Source organism: Micromonospora sp. D75, assembly GCF_018070405.1.
Classification (GTDB): domain Bacteria; phylum Actinomycetota; class Actinomycetes; order Mycobacteriales; family Micromonosporaceae; genus Micromonospora; species Micromonospora chalcea.
Genome location: NZ_JAGPXV010000097.1, coordinates 1 through 12976, shown reverse-complemented (window position 1 = coordinate 12976; position 12976 = coordinate 1). Strand labels below are relative to the sequence as shown.

General features: G+C 73.2%; 13 protein-coding genes. 9 read left to right on the top strand and 4 right to left on the bottom strand.

The window, feature by feature from the left end; all coding sequences use genetic code 11:
- On the top strand, positions 1–879 hold an 879-nt coding region (gene sucB, locus KBX39_RS08880; protein ID WP_210869949.1), incomplete at its 5' end, for a 2-oxoglutarate dehydrogenase, E2 component, dihydrolipoamide succinyltransferase.
- 61 nt (positions 880–940) lie between these two features.
- Here sucB and KBX39_RS08875 read toward each other — a convergent pair.
- Positions 941–1885, bottom strand: coding sequence for an SDR family NAD(P)-dependent oxidoreductase (locus KBX39_RS08875; protein ID WP_043329336.1), 945 nt, complete (start codon positions 1883–1885; stop codon positions 941–943).
- 148 nt (positions 1886–2033) lie between these two features.
- Between KBX39_RS08875 and KBX39_RS08870 the strand changes: the two genes are divergently transcribed.
- From KBX39_RS08870 to KBX39_RS08850, 5 genes are all read left to right on the top strand, one after another.
- A complete protein-coding gene (locus KBX39_RS08870; RefSeq protein ID WP_210869947.1) occupies positions 2034–2600 on the top strand; it encodes a TetR/AcrR family transcriptional regulator in 567 nt (188 codons plus the stop codon).
- Positions 2601–2644: 44 nt separating this feature from the next.
- On the top strand, positions 2645–3979 hold the full coding sequence (locus KBX39_RS08865; RefSeq protein WP_043329334.1) for a low temperature requirement protein A: 1335 nt from the start codon (positions 2645–2647) through the stop codon (positions 3977–3979).
- A 73-nt stretch (positions 3980–4052) separates the two neighbouring features.
- Entirely contained in the window at positions 4053–4931 is an 879-nt protein-coding gene (locus KBX39_RS08860) for an oxidoreductase (protein WP_064448296.1), read from the top strand.
- Between the two features lie 69 nt (positions 4932–5000).
- The gene (locus KBX39_RS08855; RefSeq protein ID WP_069088983.1) at positions 5001–5948 is read left to right on the top strand and encodes an LLM class flavin-dependent oxidoreductase; all 948 of its coding nucleotides are present in this window, start codon (positions 5001–5003) and stop codon (positions 5946–5948) included.
- Positions 5949–5959: 11 nt separating this feature from the next.
- A complete protein-coding gene (locus KBX39_RS08850; protein WP_104114950.1) occupies positions 5960–6970 on the top strand; it encodes an aldo/keto reductase in 1011 nt (336 codons plus the stop codon).
- A 28-nt stretch (positions 6971–6998) separates the two neighbouring features.
- Here the strand turns inward: KBX39_RS08850 and KBX39_RS08845 are convergent, their stop codons facing one another.
- Together KBX39_RS08845 and KBX39_RS08840 are read right to left on the bottom strand one after the other, a co-directional pair.
- Complete coding sequence (locus KBX39_RS08845; protein ID WP_043329330.1) at positions 6999–7547, bottom strand: PIN domain-containing protein; 549 nt, start codon at positions 7545–7547, stop codon at positions 6999–7001.
- Between the two features lie 11 nt (positions 7548–7558).
- Positions 7559–8029, bottom strand: coding sequence for a helix-turn-helix domain-containing protein (locus KBX39_RS08840; RefSeq protein WP_043331068.1), 471 nt, complete (start codon positions 8027–8029; stop codon positions 7559–7561).
- 124 nt (positions 8030–8153) lie between these two features.
- Here KBX39_RS08840 and KBX39_RS08835 point away from each other — a divergent pair, with 124 nt between their 5' ends.
- Entirely contained in the window at positions 8154–9053 is a 900-nt protein-coding gene (locus KBX39_RS08835) for a TIGR01777 family oxidoreductase (protein ID WP_210869945.1), read from the top strand.
- A gap of 28 nt (positions 9054–9081) precedes the next feature.
- Here the strand turns inward: KBX39_RS08835 and KBX39_RS08830 are convergent, their stop codons facing one another.
- A complete protein-coding gene (locus tag KBX39_RS08830) occupies positions 9082–10317 on the bottom strand; it encodes a PHB depolymerase family esterase (RefSeq protein ID WP_210869943.1) in 1236 nt (411 codons plus the stop codon).
- Positions 10318–10491: 174 nt separating this feature from the next.
- On the opposite strand from KBX39_RS08830, the gene KBX39_RS08825 reads away from it, so the two are divergent.
- Both KBX39_RS08825 and lipB read left to right on the top strand, forming a co-directional pair.
- Entirely contained in the window at positions 10492–12303 is a 1812-nt protein-coding gene (locus KBX39_RS08825; protein WP_210869940.1) for a DUF2079 domain-containing protein, read from the top strand.
- Positions 12304–12373: 70 nt separating this feature from the next.
- Positions 12374–12976 (top strand): lipoyl(octanoyl) transferase LipB (gene lipB, locus KBX39_RS08820; protein ID WP_210869938.1); only part of this gene is annotated, 603 nt, incomplete at its 3' end.

Genomic DNA, 12976 nt, shown 5'->3' with positions numbered 1-12976 from the left:
GTCAAGGGCACCGGCGTGGGTGGCCGCATCCGCAAGCAGGACGTGCTGGAGGCGGCGGAGAAGGCGAAGGCCGCCAAGCCCGCGCCGACCGCCGCCGCTCCGGCCGCGAAGGCGGAGGCGCCGGCCCAGCCGGCCGCCAAGCCGCAGCCGAGCGCCAAGCGGGGTACGACGGAGAAGCTGCCGCGTATCCGGGCCACCATCGCCAAGCGGATGCAGCAGTCGCTGCACGAGACGGCCCAGCTGACCACCGTGGTCGAGGTGGACGTCACCCGGGTCGCGAAGCTGCGGGCGCGGGCGAAGGAGTCGTTCCAGGCCAAGCACGGCGTGAAGCTGTCGTTCCTGCCGTTCTTCGCGCTCGCCGCCGTCGAGGCGCTCCAGACGTACCCGATCGTCCAGGCCAGCATGGACCTGGAGGGCGGGACGATCACCTACCCGGCCGCGGAGCACCTGGGCATCGCCGTGGACACCGAGCGCGGCCTGCTCGTGCCGGTCATCCACAACGCCGGTGACCTGAACATGGGCGGCATCGCCAAGCGGATCGCCGACCTGGCCGAGCGCACCCGGGCCAACAAGATCACCCCGGACGAGATGGCCGGGGCGACGTTCACGCTCACCAACACCGGCAGCCGGGGCGCCCTGTTCGACACCCCGATCGTGCCGTCGCCGCAGTCGGCGATGCTCGGCACGGGCGCTGTGGTGAAGCGCCCGGTCGTGGTGAACGACCCGGAGCTGGGCGAGGTCGTGGCGATCCGGTCGATGGTCTACCTGGCCATGTCGTACGACCACCGGCTGATCGACGGCGCCGACGCGGCCCGTTTCCTCACCGCGGTGAAGGAGCGGCTGGAGGCCGGCAACTTCGAGGCCGAGCTGGGTCTGTAGATCCGAGACGGCGAGGGGGCGCGCGGCGACATGCCGCGCGCCCCCTTCGTCGTCAGCGGCCTCAGCCCTTCAGGTGCTCCTCGGATACCGTCCAGAGCTGCTCGGCGGCCTCCGGGTCCCGGGCGTACGGCGCCCAGCCGGTCCGCGTGCCCGGCTGGTTCGGCCCGGCCTCCTGGCAGTCCTCGAAGTACCGGCCGCCGACGCCGTCGAGCAGCGGTGAGGTGGCGACCAGCACCGAGGTCGCCGCGCCCTGCTCCGGGGTCTTGAACGAGGCCGCGCCGCCACCGCTCTGCGCGCGCATCCGGGCCAACTCCTCCTCGGTGATGTAGCGCTGCAGGTTGGTCCGGATCGCGCCGGGCATCAGCGCGTTGGTCCAGATGCCGTCGTCGGCCCAGCGCCGGGTCGCCTCCACCGCGAAGAGCACGTTCGCGGTCTTGGACTGCCCGTACGCCAGCCACGGGTCGTACGGCCGCTGCCGGAAGTGGATGTCGGAGAACTCCACCGGCGACCTCAGGTGGGCGGCCGAGCTGACCGAGACGATCCGCGCGCCGCCGGCCGCGGCGAGCGCCGGGCGCAGTCCGGTGGCGAGCGCGAAGTGCCCGAGGTGGTTCGTGGCGAACTGCATCTCCCAGCCCTGCTCGGTACGCATCTCCGGGGAGGCCATGATCCCGGCGTTGTTGACGAGCATGTGCAGCGGCCCGTCCCAGTTCCGGACGAACGCGGCCACCGACGCGAGATCGTCCAGGTCGAGCGGGGCGACCAGGATCCGGTCGTTGCCGGTGGCGCCGGTGAGCTCGGCGGCGGCGCGCTGACCGGCCTCGGTGTTGCGGACGGCGAGGGTGACGTCCGCTCCGGCGGAGGCGAGCGCGCGGGCGGTCTCCACACCGATCCCGGAGGCGCCGCCGGTGACGACGGCCCGCCGGCCGGTCAGGTCCAGGTCGCGGACCACTTCCAGGGCGGTGGTCTCGGAGTCGAACGGGGTCGTGACTGGTGTCGGGGTTGTCATGGTCCATCCTTGTCGACGGCGACGCGGACCGATGTCCGCCCGCTACGATGAGAAGCGGAGGATCCTCCGTTACTTGCTCAGCATAACCGGAGGAGACTCCGGTTACCACCGACCCGGGCCCGCGACCCGGTCGAGCCGAGGAGGAACCGTGCCCGACCGACCGCTGCGCGCCGACGCGCTGCGCAACCGGCAGCGCCTGCTGGACGCCGCGGTGCAGGCGTTTTCCCAGGCGGGCGCGGAGGTAACGCTCGACCGCGTCGCCAAGGAGGCCGGGGTCGGGATCGGCACGCTCTACCGCCACTTCCCCAGCCGGGAAGCGCTCATCGAGGCGGCGTACCGCAACGAGCTGGAGAAGCTCTGCGACGCCGCCCCGGCGCTGCTCGCCACCCGGCCCGCCGACGTGGCGCTGCGCACGTGGATGGACCGGTTCGTCGACTACCTCGCCACCAAGCGGGGCATGGCCGACGCCCTGCGGCTGGTCATCGCCGCAGGCGCCAACCCGTACGCGCAGAGCCGCGACCTGCTGCTGGCCGCGCTCGGCGAACTCCTCGCCGCCGGCGCGGCGGCCGGTGCCGTACGCGCCGACGTGGCCGCCGCCGACGTGCTCGCCAGCCTCAGCGGGGTGTCCCTGGTGGCCGGCGAGCCGGACCAGCGCACCCAGGCCGGACGCCTGCTCGACCTGCTGATGGACGGCCTGCGCCACCGGACGGGCTGACCGAATCGGCCACCCGGCCCCACCTGCGCTGACAGACTCGGCCGGTGGGCTCGAACCGGTGGCGGGGACGCCTGGGGCCGGCGGTGCCGGTGGCCCCGGGCGCCCGCGTCGACCGGTTCGAGATCTTCTTCGACCTGGTCTTCGTCTTCTCGTTCTTCATCATCACCCGGGCCACCGCCCTGCAGGTGACCGGCGGGGCGCTGCTGCACGCGCTGCTGGTCCTCGCCGTGCTCTGGTGGTCGTGGGTGGTGCACAGCGTGGTCGCCACCCGGGTACGCCTCGGCGAAGGCTTCGTCCCGGTGCTCATGACAGTCGGCATGGCCGCGCTGTTCACGTTCGCGCTGTCGCTGCCGCAGGCGTTCCGGGACCCGACCGGCAACGCGGCCGGGCCGATGGTCGCGGCGCTCAGCTACACCGTCCTGCGGTTGATCCACCTGCTGCTGTACCGGCACGCGGTCCGGGACAGCCCGAACGAGCGCCGGCAACTCCTCCGGTTCGCCCCGGAACTGATCGGCAGCACCGCGCTGCTGCTGGTCGCCGCGCTGCTGCCGCCGAGGATCGACGACCTGTTCTCCGCGGCGGTGCTCCGCGACGTGCTGTGGGCGGTGGTCGTCCTGCTCCAGTACGGCACCGGCATCCTCGCCGGGACCTGGGGCTGGGGCGTCGCATCGGCCGAACACTGGACCGAGCGGTACGACCTGATCCTGATCATCGCGCTGGGCGAGTCCGTGATCTCGGTCGGCGTCGGCAGCAACCTGCTCGGCCAGCCGCCCACCTGGCCGGCCGTGACCGCGGCCGTGCTCGGCATCTTCTTCACCGCCGCGCTCTGGTGGGCGCACTACGACATGATCGGGCCGGCCGCCCGGATCGCGTTGCACGTCGCGCAGGACGGCCCCCGGGTGGCGATGGCCCGGGACGCGTACGCCTACCTGTTCCTGCCGATGATCGCGGGCATCATCCTTTTCGCGCTCGGCGCCGAGACGATAGTGCACGGCATCGCCGACCCGAACGTGCCGCCCAGCGAGCCGGGGCACGGGCCGAGCGTGCCGCTGCTGTTCGGCGGCGTGATCTGCTATCTCTGCGGCAACATGCTGTTCCAGCTCCGTACCCTGCGCACGCTGAGCTGGACGCGGGTCGCGACGGCGTTGCTGCTCGGCCTGAGCATCCCGGTCGCGGAACGGGTGCCGGGGCTGGCCGCGCTGGGCATGCTCACCGCCATCACGGTGGGTATGGTGGCCGTCGAAGTGATCGTCTTCGACGAGGGCCGGCGGGCCCTGCGGAAGCTGGTCTTCGAGGAACGCGCCAGCCACGAGGCGCACGAGGCGGCCTGGCGGGCCCGCTGGCACGAACGGCCCGACGACCGCGACGAAGGCGAGTGAACCACCGGCCCGCCGCCTCCGTGAAACCTGTCGGCCCCGCCGCGGGGCCACACCTGAGGGATACGGGGGCCACATGACCATCGACACCGTCCACGCCGGCGCGGCCGGCGCCTGGCAGCTCGGCGACCTGACCGTCAACCGGATGGGCCTGGGCGCGATGCGGCTGACCGCGAACGCCGACGGCAGCCCGAGCGACCGCGACCGGGCCGTCGCCGTGCTGCGCCGCGCCGTCGAGCTGGGCGTCAACCACATCGACACGGCCGCGTTCTACTTCTCGCCGCTGCGCTCGGCCAACGAGCTGATCAACCGGGCGCTGTGGCCGTACCCGGAGGATCTGGTCATCGTGACCAAGGTCGGGCCGGGCAAGGACCCGTCCGGGCAGTGGCTGCCGGCGGCCCGCCCGGACCAGCTGCGCGGCCAGGTGGAGGAGAACCTGCGCCAGCTCGGCCGCGACCACCTGGACGTGGTGAACCTGCGGGTGCACGGCCCGGAGCCGCTGTCCGAGCACTTCGGCGCGCTCGCCGAGCTGCGCGACGCCGGGCTGATCCGGCACCTCGGCGTCTCCGCCGTACGCCCCCACCAGGTCACCGAGGCGCGCGCCATCGCACCGGTGGTGTGTGTGCAGAACTCGTACGGCCTGGGCTACCGCCGTCAGCACGACGAGCTGATCCGTGACTGCGCCGCGCACGGCACCGCGTTCGTGCCGTTCTTCTCCCTCGTCACCAGCGGTCGGGAGGCCGGCGCGACCGGCGAGGAGCACCCGGAGGTGCTCGCGGTGGCCCGGGAGCACGGCGTGACGGCGGCCCAGGTCCGGCTGGCGTGGACGCTGGCCCGCGGCCCGAACGTGCTGGCCATCCCCGGCACCGGCGACCCGGCGCACCTGGAGCAGAACGTCGCCGCCGCCGCGCTGCGCCTCTCCCCCGCCGACCTGGCCCGCCTCGACGCCGTGTGACGTTCGGCCGTCGGCAGAATCGGCGCGCGCGGGGTGGCTCGCGGCCCGGCGCGCGCCGATGCTGAGGCGATGGCGACCTTCTCCGTACAGGCCCATCCCACCGACGCGGCGAGCTGGACCGAGCTGGCCCGCACCGTCGAGGCGGCCGGTTTCGACGCGCTGTTCGCCGCCGACCATCCGGGCGACTGCGCGTCGCCGTTCGTCGCGCTGGCCGCCGCCGGAGCCGTGACCAGCACGCTGGGCCTCGGCTCGTACGTCTCCAACGCCGCTGTCCGGGAACCGATCCTGCTCGCCGCCGACGTGGCCACGCTGGACGTGGTCTCCGGCGGGCGGGCCCGGCTCGGGCTCGGCGCCGGCCACACCCCGGCCGAGTGGCGGGCCGTCGGGCGCGAGCGCCCGGACGTCGCCGCCCGGGTCCGCCGCTGCGTCGCAGTGGCCGAGGCGGTACGGGCGCTGCTGGCCGGCGACGAGGTCACTGTGGACACCGAGGAGCTGACCGCGTACGCGGCACGCCTGCACCGGCCGCGCCCGGTGCAGGACCGGATCCCGCTGACCGTCGGCACGGCCAACTCGACGCTGCTGCGCTGGGCCGGGAAGCACGCCGACGTGGTCGGTCTGACCGGCTTCGGCCGCACCCTGGCCGACGGCCACCAGCACAGCGTCCGGTGGCGGGCCGACCAGATCGAGGCGCAGCTCGCCCACGTCGCGGCCGGAGCGGCCGGCCGGGAGACGCCGCCGCTGCTGGAGGCGCTGGTCCAGCACGTCGCGGTCACCGACGACGCCGAGGCGGCCGCCGCCACAACTGCCGCCGAGACCGGGCTCACCCCGGCGGAGGTGCTGGCCACCCCGTTCGTGCTGGCCGGCACGCCCGACGAGATCGTCGCGGCGGTGGCCGGGCACGAGCGCCGCTGGGGCGTCACCCACTTCGCGGTACGCGCCGACGCGGTGGCGCCGCTCGCGCCGCTGCTGCCCCGGCTGGCCGGAAAAGCGCTGGACTTCGAGCACACTCGAAAGTGAACACTGGGCGCATGACGACGACACGACGGCTGGGCCGCAGCGGCATCGAGGTCAGCGCGATCGGCATGGGCTGCTGGGCGATCGGCGGTCCGCTCTGGGACGGCACGCAGCCGCTGGGCTGGGGCGAGGTGGACGACGACGAGTCGGTGCGTACCGTCCACCGGGCTCTCGACCTGGGCGCGACGCTGTTCGACACCTCCAGCAACTACGGCGCCGGGCACAGCGAGCGGGTACTCGGGCGCGCGCTGGCGGGCCGCCGGGACCGCGCGGTCATCGCGACCAAGTTCGGCTATCCCACCGACGAGGAGACCCGCCAGGCGCTCGGCGAGGACGCCAGTCCCGAGTACGCGCGGCGCAGCCTGGAGGGTTCGCTGCGCCGGCTCGGCACCGACCACGTCGACCTCTACCAGCTCCACCTGGGCGGCCTGCCGGTGCCACGGGCGCTGGACCTCGTCGGCACGCTGGAGGACCTGGTCGCGGAGGGGAAGATCCGGGCGTACGGCTGGAGCACCGACGACCCCGCCTCGGCGCGCGCCTTCGCCGAGGCGGGACCGCACTGCGCGGCGATCCAGCACGACCAGTCGGTGCTGCGGGACAACGCCGCCATGCTCGCGGTGTGCGCGGAGTTCGACCTGGCGAGCCTCAATCGAGGGCCGCTGGCGATGGGCCTGCTCACCGCGAAGTACCAGGACGCGCCGACCGCCCGGGGCGGCGACGACGTGCGTGGTGTGGCACCGGAGTGGCTGGACTGGTTCACCGGCGGCGTACCGCGCGCCGAGTGGGCGCAGCGGGTGGCCCGGGTCCGTGCGGCGCTGACCGCCGACGGCCGCACGCTCGCCCAGGGCGCGCTGGGCTGGCTGCTCGCCCGCAGCCCGCACACGCTGCCGATTCCCGGCTGCCGGACCGTGGCGCAGGCCGAGGAGAACCTGGGAGCGCTGGCGTACGGGCCGCTGCCGCAGGCCGCGTTCGCCGAGGTGGAACGCCTGCTCGCCGACCTGCGCACCGCCCCGGCCGACGCCTGACCGCTCTGTCCCGCCGCGGGGGGCCGCCTCAGAGGTGCCGGCGGACCTCCGCGGCGAACCGGGGCAGGCCGGTGCGTCCCAGCAGTACGAGCAGACCCGGTACGGTCGTCGGCTCCCTGCGGTAGGCGGCCGCCTGGCGGTGCAGGACGTCCAGTGTCTGCCCCGGGTAGAGGTCCAGCTGGTCGAGCAGGAAGTCGTCCGGGTGCATCGCCACGATGTCGAAGGACTTGAGCGACGCCTCGGGAAAATCACCGACGTTGAACGTGACCAGCACTTCCGCGTTCGCCCGGACGGCGGCAGCCAGCACGTGCCGGTCCTTGGGATCGTTGGACATGCCGTCGATGAGCGACTCGTACCCGCTGACCATGGCGTCCGGGAACGCCTCGGACATCTGGCCGATCCGGCGGTCGACCCGCTCCTCCGCGATGCCTCGTGCGATCAGGTTGCGTCGCAGCTCGTCAAGGACGTCCCTGGACCAGAGGGGCCGGTAGGCGGCGACCTCGGCCAGCCGCAGCAGGGTGTCGCAGAGATGCGCCGGGTAGAGGACGCAGGTGTCGAGAAAAGCCGGGAACGCCACTCAGGTCACGCTCATCTCGTCCTGCGCGGTGTGGCCGTCGCGTCGTACAGGCCGTCTTCCTCGGCTTCGGCGGTCATCCGGTCGAGCGTCCGGCGGCGTGCCTGCCGGGTCCGCTCCTGGTAGTCGAGAACGTCCCGGAGCATGACTCGCCGGTGACGGCCGCGCATCGTGTGCGGCATCTCGCCCTCGGACAGCAACCGGACCAGCGTGGGCCGGGAGATGTTGAGCAGGTCTGCCGCCTCCTGGGTCGTCAGCATCGTGTTGTGCGGTGCGATGGAGATCGCAAGCCCTTCGGACAGTGCCGTCACCACGTCCCGCAGCACTCCGTACAACTCGTCGGGGATCTCGATCTCGGACCCGTCCGGCCCGACCAGCCTGGCCCGCGCACGACCGCTGGCGCTCCGCAGTTCGTGCACGAACCGGGCCAGCTCAGCCGGGTCGTCCGGAGGAAGGACGGTACGTTCACGCAGCGCGCTGCTCATGACCACAAGGGTATCGCTATTCGAAAAAAACGCAACGCGTTCAGCGCGCGTGACGGGTGGGCGTGACGAGTGAGTGATTTCGCTCCACGCATCCGAATAGCGCCGCGTACTCGAAGATGTGAGCATGCGGATCCTCATGGCCGGCGTGTCCGGCTTCCTCGGCACCCGACTGGTCGACTGCCTCACCGCGGACGGCCACCAGGTCACCCGCCTGGTCCGCCGCCCACCACGCACACCCACCGAGCGCCAGTGGAACCCGTCCGCCGCGCAACTGGACCCGCAGTGCGTCGCCGAGGCGGACGCGGTGGTGAACCTGGCCGGGGCCGGGGTGGGCGACAAGCGCTGGAACGACGAGTACCGGAAGCTGATCCGGACCAGCCGCGTGGACAGCACCACCACGCTCGCCATCACGATCGCCGGTCTGCCCGCCGCGGACCGGCCCGCGGTGCTGCTGAACTCCTCAGCGGTCGGCTGGTACGGCAACACCGGTGACCGCGCGGTCACCGAGGAGGCGCCGGCCGGTGAGGGGTTCCTCGCCGACGTCTGCCGGGTGTGGGAGGACGCGACCCGGCCGGCCGAGGACGCGGGCGTACGGGTGGTGCGGCTGCGTACCGGACTGCCGCTGCACCGCGACGGCGGCCTGCTCAAGCCGCAGCTGCTGCCGTTCCGGCTCGGCGTCGGCGGCAAGCTGGGCAACGGGCGGCAGTGGCTGCCGTGGATCTCGATGCGGGACTGGCTGAACGCGGCGAAGTTCCTGCTCGACCGCGACGACGTGGCGGGCCCGGTCAACGTGGTCGGCCCGGCGCCGGTCACCAACGCCGAGTTCACCCGGGAACTCGCCCGTCAGCTGCACCGCCCCGCGATCATGCCGATCCCGGCGGTGGCGCTGAAGGTGGTGCTGGGCGGCTTCTCGCAGGAGGCGCTCACCAGCACCCGGGTGCTGCCGGGCGTACTCGACAAGTCCGGCTTTCCCTGGACGCATCCGGACCTGCCGGGCGCGCTGCACGCCGCCCTCACGGAGTGAGCCCGCGAGGGCGGCGCGGCGTGGCCGTTCAGCAGCCGATCACCCAGTACGCGGGCCCGGTCTGCTTGAGCGTGCTCGTGTAGAAGGTGTTGTAGAGGCCCATCCGCTGCCCGCTGCCCAGCGCGTAGGCGTACCCGCCGGACTGGTAGGCCCGCCCGGCCACCACGTGCGCGTAGTTGCTGGCGGTGACGCAGACCGGCGCGCCGGTCGGCGAGGGCGTGGGCGAGGGCGACGCGGTGGGCGTGGGTGACGCGGTCGCCGTCGGGGTCGGGCTCGGCGAGGCGCCGCCACCGCCGAGCCCGAAGAAGAGCGCGTCCCGGTACGTCGAACAGATGGTGTCCAGGAAGTACGCCCCGGCGGTGCCGCACTGGTCCGCGCCGGTACCCGGGTCGACGGGGGTGCCGTGGCCCATGCCGGAGACCCGGTAGAGGCGGACCTGGTCGTTGCCGTAGACCTCCAGGCTCGTGCCGGACGGCAGCATGGACGTGCTGGTCGGGGTGGTCGACAGGCCCAGCACGTTCGTCCACTGGTCCCGGGACTCGGCGGCGTTCGCGGTCGCCACAGTGGTGTCGCTGGTGCCGTGCCAGATCGCCACCCGGGGCCGCTTGCCGGTGTAGCCGGCGTACGCGCCGCGGACCAGGTCGCCCCACTGGGCCGGGGTCTTGTCCGCACCCGGGTTCATGCAGCTGAACGCCGTGACGGTGCTGGTGGCGCAGCGGTACGGGATGCCGGCGATGATCGAGCCGCCGGCGAAGACGTCGGGGTAGGCGGCGAGCATGGCCGCGCTCATCGCGCCGCCGGCGGAGAGGCCGCTGACGTACACGCGGGCGCCGTCGGTGCCGTAGGTGGTCCTGGCGTAGTCGACCATCTGCTTGATCGACAGCGCCTCGCCCTGGCCGCGGGCGGTGTCACCGGTCTCGAACCAGTTGAAGCAGGAGTTGGCATTGTTGCCGCTGGGCTGCTGCGGCGCGATGAGCGTGAACTTCCACTGGTCGGCGTACTTCTGCCAGCCGGAGTTGGCGACGTAGGTCGAGGCGTTCTGCACGCACCCGTGCAGCAGCACCACGGCGGGCGCGCCGGCCGGCAGGCCGTCCGGGCGGTACGCGTACATGGTCAGGTTTCCGGGGTTGGAGCCGAAGCCGGTGACCTGGGTGAGCGTGGCGGCCTGGGCGGGAAGGGCGGCGACCAGCGCGGTGGCCGCGGCCAGCACGACCCCGGCCGCCGCCCCGGCGACGCGGGCGATGAGGGATGAGGAGCGGGGCACGGGAACCTCCCGATCGTGGAATGTGAACTGAGTCACCTCCGGGTTGCCGCGACGTTACGGCTGTGTTTCGTCACACCGGAATGGCCGCCGCTCACACATTCACGACCGCCGAAGTGTGCGGGTGAGTTTCGTGTCCGGGCGGTCTGCCCAGGTCCGGTTGGTAACGTCCGCTGCGTGCCGTCCTCCCCGTTCCTGGCCACCGGGCCGTCGACGACCCGCGTCCGTGACCGGCGGGCCGACCTGCTGGTGACGCTCGCCGCGCTGGCCCTGGCCTTCTGGGTCACCAGCGGCATGTGGCGTGATCCCAACAGCCGCGCCATCACCGTCAACTCCAGCGACCAGGCGCTGTTCGAGTGGCTGCTGGCGTTCGGCGGGCACGCGCTCACCCACGGGGAGAACCCGCTCTACACCACGCTGATCAACGTCCCGGACGGGGTGAACCTCGCGGTGAACACCTCGATCACCGTGTACGCGGCGGTCTTCGCGCCGCTGACGTACCTGATCGGGCCGCCCGCGACGTTCCTGGTGATCCTCACGCTCAACCTCGCCGCCACCGCGGTGGCCTGGTACTGGCTGCTGAGCCGGTACCTGGTGCGCAGCCGGCTGGCCGCCGGTGTGGGGGCGCTGTTCATCGCCTTCTGCCCGGCGATGGTGTCGCACGCCAACGCGCACCTGAACTGGACCGCCGGCTGGCTGGTGCCGCTGCTGATCTGGGGCGTGTTCCGGCTGCGCCGCCCCGGCCGCGCGGTCACCGGCGGGATCGTGCTCGGGCTGCTGGTGGCGGCCGCGTTCTCGATCGCCGCCGAAGGGCTGTTCTTCACCGCGCTGGCGCTCGGCGTGTTCCTCGCCGTCTGGGCGCTGCACCCGGCCCGGTGGCCGGAGGCACGCGCCGCGCTGCCCCGGATGGCGGCCGGGCTCGGAGTCACCGCGCTCGTCGCCGGAGCGCTGCTGGCGTACCCCCTCTGGCTGCACTTCCTCGGGCCGCAGCGGTTCCACGGCACCGGCTTCGATCCGCTGATCCACTCCGAGGACATCGCCGCGTACGGGTCGTACCCGCGCCGGTCGCTGGCCGGCTGGGCCGGGTGGGGCACCTCGCTGGCGCCCAACCCGACGGAGGAGAACTCGTTCTTCGGCGTACCGCTGCTCGTGCTCGGCCTGGCCTGCTTCGCGCTGCTGTGGTGGCGCGCGGACCGAGCGTTCCGGGCCACCCTCGCGGCGCTCGGGGTGACCGCGGTGGTCTTCGCGGTGCTGTCGTGGGGGCCGACGGTGAAGTGGAACGGCCGCCGTTTCGACCAGACGCTGCCGTTCGGGGTGCTGGACAACCTGCCGGTGATCAACGCGGCGCTGCCGTCGCGGCTGGCCCTTGTCGTCGCGCCGGTGATCGGCCTGCTGCTGGCGTACGCGATCGACTCGCTGCGCGCCCGGCCGCCCCGGCGCCGCGCCGTCGGCGTGGCCTGGGCGCTCGGGTTCGTCGCCGCGCTGCTGCCGCTGGTGCCGACGCCGCTGTTGACCAGCGTCCGTGAGCCGATTCCGCGGTTCATCACCAGTGGCGCCTGGCAGCGCTACGTCCCGCCCGACGGGGTGCTGACCCCGCTGCCGCTGACCGTCGACGTGTACCCGGACGGGCAGCGCTGGCAGGCGTACGCGCTGGCCCACCGGCAGGGTGAGTTCCGCATCCCGGCCGGGTTCTTCCTCGGGCCGGGCGGGCCGGAGGGCCGGGGCCGGATCGGGCCGGTGCCGCGCACCTTCGACTCGCTGATGGACCAGGCCGGCCGGACCGGGCTGGTGCCGATCATCACCGACGGCAGCATCCGCGAGTCCCGGGCGGACCTGCGCCACTGGGGCGTGCGGGCGGTGGTGCTGCCGGACCGGGTGCACGGCGCGAAGTACGACGTCGACGAGGACGCGCTGCGGCGTACCGCCACCGCGCTGCTCGGCGAGCCGGAGCGGGTGGAGGACGTCTGGCTGTGGCGGGTGCCGGACTGACCGCCACCTCGGCCCGATGGCGACGAGGCTCACGGGTCCGGTTCCCGGGGGGCGGGACTAGGCTGGACGGGTGAGCGTGACGACTTCCGGGCTGACCGCCGTCCGCGCCGGCCTGCTCGACTACCAGGCCGCCTGGGACGAGCAGCGCCGGCTGCACGAGGCGGTGGTGGCCGGCGAGCAGGGCGACACGGTGCTGCTGCTGGAGCACCCCAGCGTCTACACCGCCGGCAAGCGCACCGAGCCGTGGGACCGCCCGATGGACGGCACCCCGGTGGTGGACGTGGACCGCGGCGGGAAGATCACCTGGCACGGTCCGGGGCAGCTCGTCGGCTACCCGATCGTCCGGCTGCCCGACCCGGTCGACGTGGTCGCGTACGTCCGCCGCACCGAGCAGCTGCTGATCGACGTGTGCGCCGAGTTCGGGCTGGCCGCCGGCCGGGTCGAGGGGCGCTCCGGCGTGTGGGTGCCGGAGGACGACAGGGGCCCGGCCCGCAAGGTGGCCGCCATCGGCATCCGGGTGGCCCGCGGCGTCACGCTGCACGGCTTCTCCGTCAACTGCGACTGCGACCTCGGCTTCTTCGACCGGATCGTGCCCTGCGGCATCCGCGACGCCGGGGTCACCTCGCGGACCGCCGTGCTGGGCCGGCCGATCACCGTCGCCGACGTGCTGCCG